Origin of the sequence: Clostridium sp. RTP31139st1_H3_RTP31139_211217 (assembly GCF_040227035.1) — a bacterium.
In the GTDB taxonomy this organism is placed as follows: Bacteria; Bacillota; Clostridia; order Clostridiales; family Clostridiaceae; genus Clostridium; species Clostridium saudiense.
The window spans coordinates 34,981-53,797 of the sequence record NZ_JBCOAB010000013.1 but is presented as its reverse complement, the minus strand read 5'-3'; the positions used below and the strand labels follow the sequence as shown (position 1 = coordinate 53,797).

Annotated in this window: 19 protein-coding genes and 1 pseudogene; 6 read left to right on the top strand and 14 right to left on the bottom strand. The window is 27.7% G+C overall.

Annotated features, from left to right (window positions below; translation table 11 throughout):
• The first annotated feature begins 30 nt into the window (after positions 1–30).
• Positions 31–1,176: a VanZ family protein gene (locus tag ABUA17_RS07810; RefSeq protein ID WP_042395054.1), complete on the top strand. Its 1,146-nt coding sequence runs from the start codon at positions 31–33 to the stop codon at positions 1,174–1,176.
• Between the two features lie 202 nt (positions 1,177–1,378).
• On the opposite strand, the gene ABUA17_RS07805 is transcribed toward ABUA17_RS07810, so the two are convergent.
• Together ABUA17_RS07805 and ABUA17_RS07800 are read right to left on the bottom strand one after the other, a co-directional pair.
• The gene (locus ABUA17_RS07805; protein WP_042395055.1) at positions 1,379–1,855 is read right to left on the bottom strand and encodes a DMT family transporter; all 477 of its coding nucleotides are present in this window, start codon (positions 1,853–1,855) and stop codon (positions 1,379–1,381) included.
• 15 nt (positions 1,856–1,870) lie between these two features.
• Entirely contained in the window at positions 1,871–2,293 is a 423-nt protein-coding gene (locus tag ABUA17_RS07800; protein WP_042395061.1) for a DMT family transporter, read from the bottom strand.
• 154 nt (positions 2,294–2,447) lie between these two features.
• On the opposite strand from ABUA17_RS07800, the gene ABUA17_RS07795 reads away from it, so the two are divergent.
• The 3 genes from ABUA17_RS07795 to ABUA17_RS07785 all read left to right on the top strand — a co-directional run bounded on the left by ABUA17_RS07795 (position 2,448) and on the right by ABUA17_RS07785 (position 4,294).
• On the top strand, positions 2,448–3,140 hold the full coding sequence (locus tag ABUA17_RS07795; protein WP_042395063.1) for a Crp/Fnr family transcriptional regulator: 693 nt from the start codon (positions 2,448–2,450) through the stop codon (positions 3,138–3,140).
• Positions 3,141–3,290: 150 nt separating this feature from the next.
• A complete protein-coding gene (locus ABUA17_RS07790) occupies positions 3,291–4,028 on the top strand; it encodes a tRNA 2-thiocytidine biosynthesis TtcA family protein (RefSeq protein ID WP_042395217.1) in 738 nt (245 codons plus the stop codon).
• A 56-nt stretch (positions 4,029–4,084) separates the two neighbouring features.
• Entirely contained in the window at positions 4,085–4,294 is a 210-nt protein-coding gene (locus ABUA17_RS07785) for a cold-shock protein (RefSeq protein WP_042395066.1), read from the top strand.
• 39 nt (positions 4,295–4,333) lie between these two features.
• On the opposite strand, the pseudogene ABUA17_RS07780 reads toward ABUA17_RS07785, so the two are convergent.
• Together ABUA17_RS07780 and ABUA17_RS07775 are read right to left on the bottom strand one after the other, a co-directional pair.
• A pseudogene (locus ABUA17_RS07780) lies at positions 4,334–5,023 on the bottom strand (DUF4956 domain-containing protein).
• On the bottom strand, positions 5,017–5,769 hold the full coding sequence (locus ABUA17_RS07775) for a polyphosphate polymerase domain-containing protein (RefSeq protein WP_042395071.1): 753 nt from the start codon (positions 5,767–5,769) through the stop codon (positions 5,017–5,019). Before ABUA17_RS07775 ends, ABUA17_RS07780 begins: the two are co-directional and overlap by 7 nt.
• A 365-nt stretch (positions 5,770–6,134) precedes the next feature.
• Here ABUA17_RS07775 and ABUA17_RS07770 point away from each other — a divergent pair, with 365 nt between their 5' ends.
• A complete protein-coding gene (locus ABUA17_RS07770) occupies positions 6,135–8,015 on the top strand; it encodes a carbohydrate-binding domain-containing protein (protein ID WP_195951101.1) in 1,881 nt (626 codons plus the stop codon).
• A 110-nt stretch (positions 8,016–8,125) separates the two neighbouring features.
• Here the strand turns inward: ABUA17_RS07770 and ABUA17_RS07765 are convergent, their stop codons facing one another.
• The 9 genes from ABUA17_RS07765 to ABUA17_RS07725 form a co-directional block, all read right to left on the bottom strand.
• Positions 8,126–8,545, bottom strand: a complete 420-nt coding sequence (locus ABUA17_RS07765) for a TM2 domain-containing protein (protein WP_042395077.1) — start codon at positions 8,543–8,545, stop codon at positions 8,126–8,128.
• 142 nt (positions 8,546–8,687) lie between these two features.
• Positions 8,688–9,704: a D-alanyl-D-alanine carboxypeptidase family protein gene (locus ABUA17_RS07760; RefSeq protein ID WP_052330588.1), complete on the bottom strand. Its 1,017-nt coding sequence runs from the start codon at positions 9,702–9,704 to the stop codon at positions 8,688–8,690.
• A 135-nt stretch (positions 9,705–9,839) separates the two neighbouring features.
• On the bottom strand, positions 9,840–11,183 hold the full coding sequence (gabT, locus tag ABUA17_RS07755; protein WP_042395079.1) for a 4-aminobutyrate--2-oxoglutarate transaminase: 1,344 nt from the start codon (positions 11,181–11,183) through the stop codon (positions 9,840–9,842).
• A gap of 68 nt (positions 11,184–11,251) precedes the next feature.
• Positions 11,252–12,682, bottom strand: coding sequence for an APC family permease (locus ABUA17_RS07750; RefSeq protein WP_195951100.1), 1,431 nt, complete (start codon positions 12,680–12,682; stop codon positions 11,252–11,254).
• A gap of 278 nt (positions 12,683–12,960) precedes the next feature.
• Positions 12,961–13,755: a PucR family transcriptional regulator gene (locus ABUA17_RS07745; RefSeq protein WP_243275874.1), complete on the bottom strand. Its 795-nt coding sequence runs from the start codon at positions 13,753–13,755 to the stop codon at positions 12,961–12,963.
• A 5-nt stretch (positions 13,756–13,760) separates the two neighbouring features.
• On the bottom strand, positions 13,761–13,970 hold the full coding sequence (locus ABUA17_RS07740; RefSeq protein WP_055291823.1) for a PucR family transcriptional regulator ligand-binding domain-containing protein: 210 nt from the start codon (positions 13,968–13,970) through the stop codon (positions 13,761–13,763).
• A gap of 69 nt (positions 13,971–14,039) precedes the next feature.
• Complete coding sequence (locus ABUA17_RS07735; RefSeq protein ID WP_055291821.1) at positions 14,040–14,312, bottom strand: TIGR04076 family protein; 273 nt, start codon at positions 14,310–14,312, stop codon at positions 14,040–14,042.
• 51 nt (positions 14,313–14,363) lie between these two features.
• Positions 14,364–15,494 carry an iron-containing alcohol dehydrogenase gene (locus ABUA17_RS07730; RefSeq protein WP_195951099.1) on the bottom strand — a complete coding sequence of 377 codons (1,131 nt, stop codon included), beginning with the start codon at positions 15,492–15,494 and terminating at the stop codon, positions 14,364–14,366.
• Positions 15,495–15,661: 167 nt separating this feature from the next.
• On the bottom strand, positions 15,662–16,042 hold the full coding sequence (locus tag ABUA17_RS07725; RefSeq protein ID WP_042395094.1) for a zinc-ribbon domain-containing protein: 381 nt from the start codon (positions 16,040–16,042) through the stop codon (positions 15,662–15,664).
• Positions 16,043–16,234: 192 nt separating this feature from the next.
• Between ABUA17_RS07725 and ABUA17_RS07720 the strand changes: the two genes are divergently transcribed.
• Positions 16,235–17,071: a patatin-like phospholipase family protein gene (locus ABUA17_RS07720; RefSeq protein WP_042395099.1), complete on the top strand. Its 837-nt coding sequence runs from the start codon at positions 16,235–16,237 to the stop codon at positions 17,069–17,071.
• Between the two features lie 58 nt (positions 17,072–17,129).
• On the opposite strand, the gene ABUA17_RS07715 is transcribed toward ABUA17_RS07720, so the two are convergent.
• Complete coding sequence (locus tag ABUA17_RS07715; RefSeq protein ID WP_195952233.1) at positions 17,130–18,761, bottom strand: Na/Pi cotransporter family protein; 1,632 nt, start codon at positions 18,759–18,761, stop codon at positions 17,130–17,132.
• Between the last annotated feature and the right edge of the window lie 56 nt (positions 18,762–18,817).

The following is an 18,817-nucleotide window of genomic DNA, read 5'->3' as shown; positions in this document are numbered from 1 at the left end:
AAAACTTTATGATAAAAAGGGGACAACACTATGATAGGTATTTCATTTATCTTTTCAGTTATTTTATTTACTCTAATTTGGGTAATATTTAGAATTAAATTTTATATAAAAAACAAGCCTATAAATAAAATTAGAGAAGTATTTATAAACTTATTTTTCATTTATTTTTTAATATTAGTTAATTTAACAATGTTTAAATATGGAGAACTAATGCTAGATTTTGATACTAGGTTTTATATCAATTACATTCCATTTATAGAAACAATAAGAATGTTTAATAATGACTTTGCAGATATACACATAGCACTTTACAATGTCATAGGTAATATATTATTATTTATACCACTAGGATTTGGAATACCACTACTTTTCAATAAAAAGAATAAATTAAGTAAAATTATATTATATGGATTTACAGCTTCTTTAACTATAGAAGTTCTTCAACTTTTTACGCCTTATAATTTCACTGATATAGATGATATTATTTTTAATACATTGGGAACTATTTTAGGATTTATAATATTTAATATGGTTTATATATTATTTAAAAATACTAAAATTGGAGATTTTATTAAAAGTCTAAATAGCCACTTTGATGGTAATTTAATCCTAAAAACTATTAACCCCATAGCAACAATGATTTTACTCTTTGCACTTTTATCTTTTGGATTATTATATAATGAAACTATTGCTGATAATTCTTCAGATGATAAATTAGCAATTGAAGTCCTTGGAAATACTAGAGTTGAAGATTATAGAATATCAAGAGATTTTGAAAACTATAAATTTTTCCTATCTGATGATAATGAATTTATAGAGTTAAGAAATATTAAACGCATTTTAAATAATAGATGGTATTATGGAAAATTTAATACTAGCTTTGAAATTAAAAATGGTGATTATTCTATTATGACATTAAATGAAGATAAACTTATTTCAGGAGTTGTATTTGGAAAAAATAAAGATGCTCATATTATTGAGATCAATTTTAAGGGTGTAAAATATCTAGAAAATTTAATAGAAAACTCTTATTTTATAGTACCATTTCCTAACTTTGAAAAAGCAGATAATCTTACTGATTTCTATAACTTTTTTAGTGGTGAAGAATGTACCGACTTAGAAATTAAGTTTTATAATAAAGATGGAAATGAATGCTCAAACATGAAATTTGCTTAAGATAAAGATGATATATTTCCAACAGTTGATTTTTATCTATTGAATATAGTAGACCATTTATTATAAATTTAAAATGATTATATTGGCCGTTTGAATATCTTTAAATACATTTGTACTTTATCTGATAATATCATTAAGTAAAAAAGAGGAAGAAATAATTTTTATACAAATCAAAAAATTATCTCCTCCTCTTTTTTTAATACTAAGCTTCTTTAAGCTTATCTGTTTTTTCCTTAAGCTTGTTTGCCTCTTTTTCATCAACTTTTGAATTATAAAAAATTCCTAACACAACTATTATTGCACCTAAAAGTTTTTGCCATGAAAAGTCTCCCATGACAATTGCATCAATAACAATTGCACATAACATTTGTCCAGAAAACATTAATAATGTACTATACACAACAGGAATTTTTGGTATTACTATATTAGAAGTATAAACAACTATTACTCCCATAATTCCGCCGAAGAAAATATATAATGGCATTTTACTCATATCTAGAATAGATGGTGCTGAGGTACTACCCATACCTATTAAAATAAAAACTCCTCCAATAAGTCCACCTATATAATGAATTATTGTACTTTGAATTAATCCAATCTTCTTTCCAAGTGTAGAACTCACTATCATTGATAGTGTAGTTAATACCCCACCAAATACAGCTAATAAAATCATCAACATACTACTTTTTCTCCCTTATGCCACTGTCATAATAACTAGTCCAACTAAAACTATAAAAAAACCTACAAGTTTTTTAGGATTAAATTCATATTTAGTTAAACCAAATAATCCAAAATGGTCTACTAAGGATGAAAATACTAATTGTCCAAATACCGCAAGTGCTGTAGTTAAAGCAACACCTATACCTCCTATTGTAATTATGTTAACTAATGTAAGCATAACTCCAAAAATTCCACCTAAAAATAAATAAAATGGTATAGCTTCCTTTATTACTATTTTTTCTTTCTTAATTGCAGCAACTATAAGTATTGCAATTAAACCAACTGCATGAATAATTACTACAGAATATGTACTTCCAACATAACCTTCTAATCCACTATTAAAAGAAATCATGACAGAAATAAGTGCTCCAATGACTAACGCTAAAATATTATACATTTAAAATCCTCCAGTTAAATTTCTAGAAACATCTTATCAAATAGATATAAAAACAAAATAGGACATTTGTCCTATTTTGTTTTTAATAGTATACTCTTTTATATAAATTTAATAAATAATATGTATTATTTTGTCTATGCTTAAAGGAGAATCTATGAAAAAAATAACTAACAATGAGCTACTTATTTATTATGTTAATAAATACTCTTTATACTCCTACTTAAATAAAAATTTACTAAACTCTTTAGAAATACATACATTTAATAAAAATGAATTTCTTTGTTTACTAAATGATAAATTATCTTATATGTATTTTTTAGTAAAAGGAAAGTATAAAGTAACTACTTTGCTTTCAAGTGGCAAATCGTTACTCATATGCTTTAACACTCCTCTTTCTGTTATAGGTGATATTGAACTTATTGAAAATCCTTATGCTGACTGTAATGTTCAAGCTTTAGAACCGTGTATTTGCTTAGCGTTACCTATAAATATGATAAAAGAATACGGTTATAATGATCCAATATTTTTAAGATTTATAATCTCTTCCCTACAAAAAAAACTTAGGCAAAATTCAAGTTATATGAGCATTAACATGCTTTCTAAAATTGAAAATCGCTTTGCAAGCTATTTAGTTTCATCTATATACTCGAATAATTCTGGTGAAATATTAGTTGATATAGATGGTATTAATAATTTAGCTGAACTTTTAGGCTCCAGTTATCGCCATTTAAATAGAGTTATTAGAAATTTTTCTGACTTAAAAATCATAGAAAAAAATAAAAATATAATTAAAATTTTAAATTTAGAAAAGTTAACAATGTTAGCTCAAGATATTTATAAATATTAACTAAAAAGTTTTAAATATTAATTTGATAAGGCTAGTTAATCCTAAACCTAAGGAAATCCAGTTTTCCTATTACACCTTTAAATTTATTTGTATAAAAAGTAATGCTTTGTTAAAATATCTAAGTATTAAATTTCGGAGGCAAAAAACATGATGCAAAAATTATTAAGTAAAACTCGTCAAGCTATAAATGATTTTAATATGATAGAAGAAAATGATAAAATTGCAGTAGGATTATCTGGAGGGAAAGATAGTGTAACACTTCTTCATATCTTAAAAAATTATCAAAAATTTTCTCCAGTAAAATTTGAGCTTATTGCAATAACATTAAATCCTGGTGGAGTTGATAATGGACCTCTTCATGAATTATGTAAGAATTTAGAAGTTCCATTTTACGAAGTTCAAACAGATATTGCAAAAATAGTATTCGATATAAGAAATGAAAAGAACCCTTGCTCTTTATGTGCAAAACTAAGACGTGGTGCATTAAATGGTACTGCACAAGATCTTGGTTGTACTAAAGTTGCCTTAGGCCATCACAAAGATGATGCTGTTGAAACATTTGCAATGACAATGTTCTATGAAGGGCGAATTAACTGTTTTTCTCCAAAATCATATATGGAAAAATTTGATGTTACTATTATTAGACCAATGGTATATATAGATGAATATATGATTAAACGTGCTGTTAAAACTTATAATTATCCTATTATAAAAAATCCATGTCCTGCTGATGGACATACAAAAAGACAGGATATGAAAGAATTAATTAAAGATTTAAATAATACATTTCCTAATTTTAAAGAAAAATTATTTTCTGCACTTAACAATTCAGAACAACTTTTTATATGGGATAAAAATGAAATAGCTAAAATCAATTCTAAAGAATAAAGTTTTTACTTTTACATAAACTATCTTCGATTACTTATAGATTAAGGAGCGATTATATGTCAAGTTATACTGGTGTCGTAAAATGGTTTAATTCTGAAAAAGGTTATGGATTTATATCTGCTAATAATGGAAATGATATATTTGTTCATCATTCTCAATTAAAAGAAAATGGCCCTGATAGTGGATTACACGAAGGAGAAAACGTGTCATTTTCAATTGCAGATGGTGAAAAAGGACCTATGGCTATAAATGTTCATAAATTATAAAAAAATGGTAGAGATTTTATAAATCTCTACCATTTTTAATTATAAATAAACTTTTTCTTCTAATCCTGCTGATGTTAATGCAATTGTTAAATTTCCATTCTTACAACGTAATTCATCTATTAAATTCTTTTGGCTTACACCTTCTTTTAAATGAATTTTATAAGATATTTCGAATAATGCACCAAAATCTTTTGTTTTTACACTTTCAGTAGCCCAGTTAGTTGAATAACTATCTAAAATTTTATCAAAAACACCTTCATAGTTTAAATCTTCTGGTACTAATATTTTTAATCTCATATTTTTAGTCTTTGGAACTGCAAATTTTATTTTATCTAAAACAATCATAATTATGCATAAGATAACTGTTACTATAACACCATATCCTATATAACCCATACCACATGCAAGACCTACAGCTAAAGTAAAGAATATATAAGATATATCCTTAGGATCTCCAGGGGCACTTCTAAAACGAATTATTTAAAATGCACCTGCTAAACTAAATGCTCTTGCTACGTTATTACCTACTAAAAGAATTATTATTGAAATTATAACTGGTAACATTATTAATGTTATTGTAAATCCTGGGGTATACCCCTCTTTCTTATGAGTGTACATATAAGCTAAACTTATTAATAACCCTAATATTATTGATGATCCTATAACTAATAATGCATTTGCTAATGTAAATGATTCTCCCGTCGTTGATGATATTATCGTTTCTAACATATTTTTACTCTCCTCATTTCATTTTCTTTATTTTTATTTAAACAATACCTCATATACTCATTTCCATACTTTGAAAACTTTGTACTATATATAGATAAATCAGAAAAGATTTCTACTAACCATAAAGGAATTGCTCCTAATATTTTTACTTCCATTAAATATTGATTTGGTTCTAAAAGTTCATCACCAAAATTTCCTGCTTCTAATAACAAGTTATCTCTTCTTGTAATTATTTTAGAATCAAATGTTAATCTAAAGTCTTTATCAGTCTTACAAAAGAACGCTTTTCTACTATAACTTATATAAACTTTAGGTTTAACCTTATTATTTTCTAAATAATTTTCTATTTCATTTAATACTTGATTACTCATATAATCATCTTTTTCAGGTCTAATTCCTTTATTTAAGAAATCCTGAACTTCTCCTAGTGTTAAAACTACCCTTCTTTTATTTACTACACCATTTATTTTTTTCTTTATTTCTAAAAATACTTTATCCTCTTTACTAACTGGCGTTTTATAACTTCTTAATCTAAGCTTTTCTTTATAATAGGGTTTATTTATTGAATGTCTAATGACTTGATTATCAAAAGTATCATAATAAATATTATAAATACTATAGTTATTACCATTTTTACAATGCTCATCTGCATCCATATATTCACTTATTCTTTTTATAAGTTCATCATATTGACTTTGATTTAACAGATATTTTTTTTCGTATCTCTTAAATGATTTTATTGCCATAAAAGTACCTCCCAAAACGTATTATTTAAAATCCTTAATGTAATTATAAAATCCTAACCTTAAAAAAATCTTAAAATATTTTTATGTTTAAACTATTTTTTACAATTCTACTCTTGAATTTTACATTTTCCTTTATTTATATATAGGAAATAAATTTTTTAAGTAAAAATAAATAATTTCTATAAATAATTTTTTTGTGAAAGTTTAATAAGGAAAATTTAAATTTTTAAAGGCAACTCCTCCTCACTTAAGATTAATTTAAGGTTTTATTGTTAATATAATTTTGTAAGTATGATATTAAATTAAAAGTTAAGTAAATTTCTTGTGAATAGAAAATTGTTACTTAAGAAATTTTGGAGGAAATTATGAAGAAAAAGTTTATTATATTATTAACTGTTGTTACCTTATGTGCTAGTACAATAGCTTGCTCAAAAACATCAAATACAAATAACACTAATACTACTGCTCAAGAAACTACAAATACAGTTATAAATTCTGATTTAAAATTGGATGATGATATTGGTGAAGTTACTTGTAATATTAATTTAGATAGCTCAATTACTGTAAGCGGGACTGGTGCTACAGTATCTGATAATAAAGTAACTATTACCTCCGGCGGAGTTTATGAAATAAGTGGTACATCTTCTAATTGCCAAATAATTGTTAATAGTGAATCTGAAGAAAATGTTTATTTAGTTCTTAACAATGTAAACTTAACTTATGAAAATAGTGCACCTATATATGTTCAAGCAGCTAAAAATGCAATATTAGTTTTGCCTGATGGTACAACTAATACTATAACTGATGGTGATTCATATACATTTGAAGATTCTACTACTGATGAACCAAATGCAACAATATTTAGTAAAGATGATTTAACTATTAGGGGAAATGGTACTTTAACAGTTAATGCTAATTATAATAATGGTATTACAAGTAAAGATGATTTAAAAATCACTGGCGGAAATATCACTATTACTTCTGCTGATGATGGGCTTATGGGTAAAGATTCTATTACTATAAAAGGTGGAAATATTACTATTAATGCTTCTGGTGATGGTTTAAAATCTACCAATAGTGAAGAAACTGAGAAAGGTTATATTGATATTCAAGGTGGTACACTAAATATCACTTCAACTAATGATGGAATACAAGCTGAGAGCAATGTAAATATATCTGATGGAACTATAAATATAACTACTGGTGGTGGTAGTGCAAATAGTAGTTCTAAAAATAATAATGATCAAAATCCATGGGGACAATGGGGAAATAGCTCTAGTAGTAGTTCAAGTACTAGTACTGATACTAGTAGCGCAAAAGCAATTAAAGCTGTTAATACAATAACTATAGATGGAGGTACTTTTACAATTGATTCTTCTGATGATTCAATTCACTCTAACAATAGCATTGTAATTAATGGTGGTACTATTGATATTTCTTCTGGTGATGATGGAATTCACTCTGACACAACTTTAGATATTAATGGTGGAGATATAAATATAAGTAAATCTTATGAAGGAATAGAAAGTACAACTATAAATATTAATGGTGGTAACATTCATTTAGTTGCTAGTGATGATGGCATAAATGCATCTGGTGGAAATGATTCATCTTCAACAAGCGGAAGACCTGGCCAAAATAACTTTTCTTCTGGAAATGGTCAAATAAACTTTAATGGTGGATATGTTTATATAGATGCGTCTGGTGATGGTATTGATGCTAATGGTTCAATCGAATTAAATGATGGTACAGTCATAGTAAATGGGCCACAAGATAATGGAAATGGTGCCTTAGATTATGATTCAACATTTAATATAAATGGTGGACTTCTAATTGCAGCCGGAAGTTCTGGAATGGCACAAAATCCAAGTACTTCTTCCACACAAAATTCAATTAATGTATATGTTAATGGAACAGCAAATAGCTTATTAACTATTAAAGCTGAATCTGGAGAAGAGATAATTTCATTTGCACCATCAAAGTCATATCAATCAGTTATTATTTCATCACCTGAATTAGAAACAGGTAAAACTTATAGTGCTTACTATGGAGGTACATCTACTGGTACATCTACTGATGGGTTATACACTGATGGTACTACTAGCGGCGGTACTGAAATTACTTCATTTACTCTTTCTAGTACTGTAAGTAATGTATCTCAAAGTGGTGTAACAACTGGTGGCAGTAATTCTGCTATGCCTGGTGCAGGAGGAAATATGACTAAACCTAATAGTGGAAGACGTTAATCTAATCTTTTTCCTATATAAGATAAAAAGGTGAAGCATTTAAATTTGCTTCACCTTTTAAAATTTCTATCTCCTAAAATTAATTTTATTACTTAGGATAAATTCTATTTTCACTCTAAATCATTACCATTTGAGTCCTTAATCTTATTAATATAGATTAAAATACATTCTATAAATCCCCATATTTCTGTAATAATCCAAGTAATTCCACCTGTAAAGTATCCTAGAATCCATAATGACAATTGTACTATTCCTATTTTTACATATCCTAAATAAAATCTATGAATTCCCATTCCACCTAAGAATAGTGCTAAAAATACTGCTATTAATTTACTTTTTGCATTTTCTCTTGCCACATATCTATTATCATTTAAGTTAGCTCCACAAAATTCACAACGCTCCAAATCATGCTTCTTTATTATCGAACCGCACTTGTAACAATAATTATCCCCTAATCCTTTTTCGGTACCACAATTTGTACACTTAGAACTTTCATTACTTATGAGTTGTCCACATTCTCTACAATACACAAGTTTCCTCCTATAAATTATTGTTATTAAAATATATAATAATTCATAGGATAAATATTCTTATTAATATATTAAAATTTTCATTTAAATACTGTTCTACCTTTTACTCAATACCACACATATAATTTTATTAATAAAACTTCTAATAATCACCATAATACTCTTCTAAAGTAATATTTTTCTCATATAACTCTGTAGCTAAATCAACCCCTAAATACCTAAGATGCCATGGTTCATAATTATATCCTGTTATATCCTCTTTCCCTTGTAAATATCTAATTATAAATCCATACTTATGAGCATTTTCCTTAACCCATTTTCCTTCTTTCGTATTACCAAAATCAACTGATAATGTACCGTTATATTTAGCTAATGTTATATCCATAGCTAATCCTAACTGATGCTCACTAGCACCTGCTGGAGCTGAATATCCACTATAAGGATTATATATACTCTTTTGATAACTATAAGATCTATATCCCGACACAGCATATAAATAATAGTTTTCATCTTCAGCAGCTTTAAATAATTCCTCTAATGCACTTGCTGCTTCTTTTCTCATATATAATCTATTGCTACTGTTAACCGCTCTTACATCTGGTAGCACTAAATCTGTAGGTTTATAATCAGATGACAATGTACTTTTTCTATTTACACAAACAGTTAAACTGCTTGGATCAAAAATTCCCTGTGCTACAACTTTATCTGTAGGCTCGACTATTATCTCCTCACTTGTTATCACTCTGCTAATCTCATTACCATCTTCATATGTTATTGTATAGATGATTTTTTTCTCTCCTTCTACCCCCTCTGAAATAATCCTAGTTTCCCCAACTTTAGTTTTATAGTCATCAACAACTATTTCATTAAAAGCTATTTTCTCAATTACCTCATTCTCTTTTGTTTCAACTCTATTAATTACTATTACTTGATTATTTTTAATTTTATCATCAATATCATAATTTAATTTATCATTAACATCTAATTCAATATTAGCTTCTTCTATTGCTTGTCCAACATTATCTTCCTTTGTTTTGCTTTCTATGACCTTACCATCTACTTGTATAATTATTTTCTTAGGTCTGCTTCCTATCAACAAACCTGTTCCAGCACTTACCAAAACAACTATTATAATACTACTTATTATTTTTTTCTTCATTTTCATCTCCACTAAGTAACGTATATTTTTATTAACCTTCTTCTTGATTATAATATATTTTTCGAGTTTTTATAATATATTGCAAAAAAATAGAGCCATATTCTATATAATATAGCCCCATTTCCCTAAATAATACTATTTTGCTATCTTGCTTATTTCCTTATCTAAAACATCCATTCCATATTCAGCTTGTTCTATTGTCATAACTAATGGTGGTAAAAATCTAATAACATTTCCTAATAACCCTGCATTTATTAATATAATTCCCTCTTCAAAACAACTATTTATTATTTCCTTAACCATTTCTGGTGCTGGTTCCTTTGTCTCTCTATCTTTCACAAACTCTAATCCTATCATTGAACCAAGTCCTCTGACTTCGCCAATCACTTGATATTTTTCTTTCATTTCATTTAATCTTCCCATTATATATTCCCCAAGCTTAAATGATTTTTCACATAAATTTTCTTTCTCTATTTTTTCTATAACCTTTAATGCTGCCACACAAGCAAGCGGACTACCTCCATATGTGCCTCCAATACCACCAACACAAGCTGAATCCATTATTTCTTTTCTACCAACAACTGCACTTAATGGAACCCCTGCTGCTATTGATTTAGACATAGTAACTATATCCGGTGTAATTCCATAATGCTCATAGGCAAACATTTTACCAGTCCTTGCAAATCCAGCTTGTACTTCATCAACAATAAATACTATTCCATTATCATTACATATTTTTTGTAATCCTTGCATATACTTTGCAGATGGTACTACAAATCCACCTTCACCTTGAAGAGGCTCAACTATCAAACATGCAATTTGCTCAGCTGCAATAGTAGTTTTAAGCATTGTTCTTAGCTTTTCTAAACACTCTTCTGCATAATCATCTTCTGATACACCTTTAGGTGCTCTATAGGTATATGGGTAATCAAACTTATACGTATCCGGTACATATGGACCAAATCCATTTTTATATGGTTTATATTTACTTGTTATAGACATTGTCATAAGAGTTCTTCCATGAAATGAACCATTTGCTGATAATATTCCATGTCTCTTTGTATAAGCTTTTGCAACCTTTATTGCATTTTCTAACGCCTCAGCTCCACTATTAGCAAGCATTACTTTTTTCTCATAATCACCTGTTACTATTTCAGTTAACTTCTTAGATAATTCTACATAAGGTGAATAAGTTGCCACATGAAAGCAAGGATGTATATATTTTTCTACTTGCGCTTTTACAGCTGCTATAATTTCATCATCACAATGACCTACATTTTGCACACCTATACCTGCTGCAAAGTCTAATAAAACATTACCATCAACATCTTTTACTAAAGCTCCCTTAGCTTCTTCTATTGCAATGGTTGTTGCCATTGACACACCATTTGCTACATATTTTTTTCTACCTTCAATTATTTCTAATGATTTCGGCCCTGGTATAGCTGTTACTAATTTTACATTTTTCTCATTAATCATAATTACACCTCAAAACTTTTATTTTTTTATATTAATTATTTTTTACTTATTTACCTTTAATTTTTAACTTATATTCTATCAATAATCTCTTCTTCCATTACTTCTTCCTTAAAGAATTTCTCTTCTAGCTGCTTTTCATATTTATTTGCAACCTTTGCCCAAACAAAGAATACTGATCCAAGAACTGTCCAAGCTATTAAAATTCCCCATTCATATGGCCATACTAATGCTGCAGGAGACCCTGGTAAATACATTATTGCTAAAACAACACACATTATTACTGCAATAGTTCCTACAAGCTTTCCATGTTTAACTTTATATGGCCTACTCATTTCTGGCTCTTTTTTCCTTAATACTAAAAATGAAATTGAAACAATTAAGTAAGCAACTACTATTGTTAATCCACCCGCATCTGATAACCATACAAGCATTTTTCTTCCTAAAAATGGTGCCAATGATGAAATTACGCCAACTAAAATAACTGCATTACATGGTGTTTTATATTTGTGATGAAGCCTTGCTAAAAAACTTGGAAGCATTCCAGATTCAGCCATAGAATAAATTGCTCTACTTCCTCCAACATAAAATGAATTCCAACTAGTCAAAATACCTGCAATTCCACCTATAATTAAGACTTTTGATGCTATTGGGCTATTGAAAAATACATTTGCCATTGCATCTGCTGTTACTAACTCTGAAGTTTCTATTTGAGTTGAGGACATTGCTAAAGAAACCCCACCTATTATTGCCACATACCAAACAACAGCCATAACTACTGATAATATAAGTATTTGTCCAATCTTTTTAAAAGGAATATTCATTTCTTCAGCAGCTTGTGGTATAACATCAAATCCAACATACATAAATGGTGTCATTACAGCTACAGCTATAATTCCATTAACTCCATCTTTAAATAATGGTTGTACATTTGATACCTCTCCATTAAATAGTGATCCTGTTATAAGTGATAATCCTATAATTACTATAACTATTGTTAATATTCCTTGAAACCTAGCTGCTGTTTTAACTCCAAAATAATTTACTGCAGCAATTAAAATTGAACTTATTACTCCAACAAGAAGCCAAGTCAAATATATATCAAATCCTGCTACTGAATACAAATGAACCTTCATATAACTTGGAAATAAATACTGCATTACTGTTGGGAAAGCAACAGCTTCAAATGCTACAACTGATATATATCCAAGTACTATCGCCCAAGTACAAATAAATGATGCATTTCTTCCAAGTGCTCTATAACTAAATACATGCTCACCACCACACTTTGGCATTGCTGCTGTTAATTCAGCATAGGTTAATCCAACAAATAAAACCATCAATCCACCAAGTGCAAAAGCTATCATTGCTCCAACCGTTCCAGCTTTTAATATCCACTCTCCAGATAAAACAACCCACCCCCATCCAATCATTGCACCAAATGCTAATACAAAAACATCCTTCTTATTTAATACTCTTTCAAACTTATCTTCTTTTGGCATATATTAAATCTCCCCCTTAATAAAAATAGTGCCTTTCACTCAAACATTATCCTAAATATCTTTAGAATTGCATTGTGAAAGACACCCTTGTCTTTTTATATTTCTTAAATTTATTATTTACTAAGCAAAAAGCGCCTATAGATTTCATTAATCTATAAACGCCTTTGTTTATTTGCTAATTAATTTATACTTTTATTATAGTTAATATAGTGTATTATTGCTATGTCTAAACTATCTAATATTTTTGTCCATAAACACCAAACTTATTTATTAATCACTTATGAATATAGCTTTATAATTTTGCCAATTTCTATTACCATTTTCAATTTATTGCAATCATTAAAATTTCTTAAATCACACTCTAATAATTCTTCAACTTTTTTTATTCTGTACTTTAACGTATTTCTATGAAGAAATAACTTTTCTGCTGTACTAGTTACATTACAATCCTCATTAAAATATGTTTCTAATATTTTAATGTTATTAACCTCTTTAATTTTCTTATCATTTTCTAATATTGGTCCTAAAGTTCCATAATAAAAATTTTCTAAAACTGCCTTGTCTTCTATATTAAATAATAACTTATAAACTCCAATTTCATCATACTTTTTAATTTTACTATCATATCCATTACATTTTAAATACTTAATTGATAACTCAGCTTCCTTTAAAGAACTTTTCATCATGTTTAAATTTTCATAACTACTTCCAATTCCTATACTTACTGAAATATTATCCATCTCTTTTCTTAATGTTTCTTGTATTTCTATTAATATCTTTTCTATCCTATTCATATAATTTTTATCATCTTTTAAAAATAGTATAAGCGCATCATCTTTGTCTATAATAGGTACTTTAAATCCATGTTTCTTTAAAACATAATCTACTATTCTCTTAAATATTACTTTAACTTTAATTACTCCAGCTTCATCAAATATATTTCTTTCCTCTAAATACAATTGAAATTTATCTATATCAATTACACATATTGCACATTTCCCATCTAAATCATATCCAAAATACGTCATCTTCTTTCTAGCATCACCTGTGACGTCTCCATCACTAAATAACATATTACTTAGAAAATTGATAAATTTCCTTTCATTTTAGAACCAGTTATAAAAACTAATTCACCGCCTTGAAGCCATTGTATTCCCTCTAAAGGATCTTCAAAGCATTCTGCAACATATACCCATTCAACTTGTTTTTCTATTCCCTCATCTCCTGCTACTATTTTCATACTAGTAAGAGAATCTAATTTAAAAATATCTTTTATTGTAATAGCCATAACTCCATTCCCCTTTCTAAAAAGTGCACAGCACTCTTTTTTAGTTAAGAAATAACTCCAAACTCTTAACTATTCAACCTGTATTATAGTGAATTCTACCTTTTCTGGGCAATCGGGGCATTGAAATGTTAATTCATCAAATCCCATTTGCTCAGCTGTTACTCTCTTTCTTGCTGCATAAATAAAGGGATAAAATGCATTAATTGCTGTTAAACATACATTAGTGGATTTCTCTTTATCTAGTAATGCTCCATCAATATAGATTTCATCTCCTGTCTTATATAAATCACATTTAGAACTTTTCACTACTAGTTTAATTTTATATTCTTTAAAATCACTCATTTTTATATCTCCTCTTTACTATTGACAATCTATTTATATTAATTTTCCAATCTATATTGATTCATTATATATTTCACTTACTTCTTCTTTAGTAAATATTTTTGAGTGATTTTCCATACTAGGTTTAGATACTTTAAAGCAATTTTCAGTCATCCAACTTATATCTTCTTTTCTAATTCCTAAATCACCTAATTTAACTTTTAAATCTATTTTATCTAAAAAGTTTTCAATAGCTTGTCTACAGTCTTCTGCTGAACTTCCACCTAATATCTTAGAAATCTCCCCATACTTATATACATCACTTCTCCATGATTTTTCTGTTATTATAGGAGTTAATGCTGCTAACCCCTTTCCATGTACAATATCTCTAAGTCCACTAGCGGGATGTTCCATTCCATGTGCTGCAGTTACACCTGCAACTCCAATAACCATTCCACCCAAAGTACTTCCCAAAGTAACAGCTTCCCAAGCATCAAAATCGTTATAATCCACATAAACTTTTGGTAAATTTTCTGCTATTAACTTCATTGCATATAAAGCTTGTATCTCAACTAAAGGATTCGTAATTTTAGAAAGATACGCCTCCATATTATGAGCTAAAGCATCAAATCCAACACTTGCAAGTACTGACTTTGGCATTGTTGTCATAAGCTCAGGATCTATAATAGAAGCCTTTGCAATTATTAAATTATCTCTTAAAGATTTTTTATCTTTTGTATCAACATTAGTTATTACTGAAAAAGCATTTCCTTCACTACCTGTTCCACAAGTAGTAGGTACTAACAATATCGGAAGGGAATTCTCACCTTTTTTAATACCATAAATATAATCTTCAATATTTCCTGGATTTTTAGCACAAAATGCTATACTTTTAGCAGCATCCATTATGCTACCCCCTCCTAAGCCTAAAACAACATTACAATTAGTTTCATGTATTGCTGATACTCCTTCATATATGGTTGTACTTAAAGGATTTTGAGTAACTTTATCAAAAATTTCATATTCAATATTTTCACCATTTAAAACGTCTATAACCTTATAAAGTAATCCACTTTTTTTAGTACTATTTCTACCTGTCACTATAAGTACTTTATTACCATACTTTTTTACTTCTTTTCCTATTTCACTGCTTCTTCCTCTTCCAAACATTAAATTTACAGGCAAATTATAATTAAAATTCATCTTCCCATCCCCTTATATTTATTAAAAATATTAAACTTCTATAAAACAAAAAAAGATGCCTTTATTATGAAATAAAGACATCTTTGTCTAACTTAAATTATATCAATATATAATATTTTATTATATAACTATCTAGAACAATCTTTTTGTCCACGCTGACAAAAAAATTATTTGATTTTTTCTCCACAATATGGACAATATTCAAAATCTTTTTCTAATTCCCTATTACATTTTTGACATCGTTTTTTTAAATAATTATTATTTATATTATTATCTTTTAAATCCCAATATGAAATTTCTATATCTTCCCCTCTTTCAATAGCCTTTCCTTTTTCTTTTGGAATACTAAAAGAAGAGTTACATCCATTACAAATCACATAATACTCTTCATTCCATTTAAATATTGGTATAAAGAAAAAATGAAAGAAAGTATAATATTTTACTAGACTTGCTCCATTAGAAATATTGCAATTTTTACAGCTGAAATTATTTAATACTTTAATCTCCTTAAACTTATTATCTATGCCAAATATGCCTATAAAAAACATAAAATACCCCTTCTTTAATTTTCTACTCCTAACAATTATTAATTGAATTTTATTACTATACTTTTCTTTACATTATAACCTAATTTTAATTTATATTAAATACAAATATTAATTATTATATACTAATATTTGTATTGCAATTTATTTTGTTTTATAATTACTAAATAAGAACTTATTGAAAGGAGCTGCTTTATGCCTAGTTTAATTTTAGAAGGTGGAACTCTTAGACCAATTTTTAGTGCTGGAGTTATGGATGCATTACTTGACAATAATATTACATTTCCTTATTGCATAGGTGTATCTGCTGGAATAACTAACGGAATCTCTTATATCTCTCAACAAAGAGGACGTAACCTTGAAGTAGTTACTAAATATAGAAATGATAAACGTTATTTAGGTTATAGGAATTTCTTGAAATGTAAAAGTTTATTTGGACTTGATTTTGTTTTTGATGAAATACCAAATAAATTAATTCCTTTTGATATGGATACATATAAGAAATATCCAGGTAAGGTTTTAGTGGGAGTTACTAATGCTAAAACAGGTAAAACTGAATACTTAGATGGTAAAAATTTAGATGATAAAGCTACTATGTTAAGAGCAACATGCGCTTTACCTATATTTTTCCCAGTAATTAAGCTTAATGGTAATGAATATTATGATGGAGGAATTTGTGATCCAATTCCGATAAAAAAGGCAATCGAAGATGGTAATGATAAACATTTAATAATTTTAACTCAACCTAAAGGTTATAAAAAAGAATTAAGCAAAAAGAATGTTCTTGTAGCAAAATTGCTTAATAATAAATATCCAAACTTAAAAGATGCTTTATTAAACCGTCATGATAGTTATAATGAAACAGTAAGATTTTGTGAAGAGCTTGAAAAACAAGGAAAGGCACTTATTTTAAGACCTGAATTCTCATTAGAAAGCTTTGAAAAAGATGTTGATAAACTTAAGGCTAACTATAATCATGGTTATGACTTAGCTACTAAAAGAATTAATGACATAAAAAAATTATTTACTTAAAAATAAGGCTATGCTTTATAAAAAATAAAGTATAGCCTTTTATAATTAATACTTTTTACTAACATAATTCTGCATGAATTTTATGATTTGGTTTTTCTTTTACTGTAGCAATATTATTAGCATGATCACCTATTCTTTCTAAATTTGATAAAAGATCAAAAAACATTATTCCTGCATCTGCTAGACATGTTTTAGCACTTAATCTATTTATATTATTTTCTCTAAATTGCTTTTCTAAACTATCTATTTCTTCTTCAACCTTTTCAACTTCATCATCGCTTATTTCATTAGATTTAAAACTTTCAATTGCAATAGTTATAGACCTTAAAGTAACCTCAAATAGTTGTCTTACTTCCTTATAACCATCATAAGATAAAGTAATGTTATTTTCATATTTTTGAATAGCAAGCTCAACTATATTTTCTGCATGATCTCCTATCCTCTCAATATCATTAATTGTATGATATGCCTGACTTACTAATTTTGCATTTTCTTCTGGTAAATTATGTTGAGATAATTCTATTAAATATTCAGTAATATCTCTTTCTAATGTATTAATAATACTTTCATTTGCATATACTTTTTTCATTTTTTCTTCATTCCAATTTAAGAATACCTCCATAGCCAATTCCAAATTATTTTTTGCCTTATTAGCCATTCTTATTGTTTCTTTAATAACTTGTCCACTAGCTACTATTGGGGTTTCTAAAAGTTTTTTATCTAAATAAATTGCACCACAGCTTTCTTTACCTTCATCATCTGGTAATATATGATTAACTAACATTACAAAATATTTTGATATTGGTAATATAAAAATTGTTATTACAACATTAAATATAGTATGAGCATTTGCAACTTGTCTCGCTACATTATCTGGAGTTAAATAATTTACAAATGTAACTACCTTATCTGAAAATGGTAAAAATAAAACAGTTCCAAATATATTAAATAATAGATGTAATAAAGCTGCTTTCTTTGCTGTTCTATTTGCTGTTAAACCCGCTAATATTGCAGTAACACAAGTTCCTATATTACAGCCTAATATTATTGGGAATGCTACATTCATATCTATGTTACCTGAGTTTGCTAAAGCTACTAAAATACCTGTAGTTGCAGATGAACTTTGTAATATTGCAGTCATAGTTAATCCAACTAATACACCTAAAAAATTATTTTTTCCTATTACCGAAATAAAATCATTAAATATCTGTAAATTTGATATTGGTTTAAGGGAAGACGACATTAATCCCATTCCCATAAATAATATTCCAAATCCTAAAGCAATATAAGCTAAATCTTTTATTCTTTTTTTCTTTGCAGACATCATAACTATAGCACCTACTCCTATAAATATTGGTGCTATAACCTCTAAATTAAAACTAACCATTTGAGCAGTAATTGTTGTACCTATATTAGAACCTAATATAACTCCTGTAGCTTGTGTTAATGTCATTAATCCAGCATTAACAAAGCTAACTACCATTACTGTAGTAGCACTAGAACTCTGGATAATAGCCGTTACAATTGTTCCAACAAGTACTCCTATTACTTTATTGCTAGTTATTTTCTCCAATATACCTTTTAACTTTTCCCCAGCAACGTTTTCAAGTCCATCACTCATTAATTTCATACCATATAAAAATAAACCCAACCCACCAAAAATCCCTGTAACAATCTCAAAACTACTCATATACTTTATAATCCCCTCAGTTATATTTATACATATTTCATTTATAAACTATATTC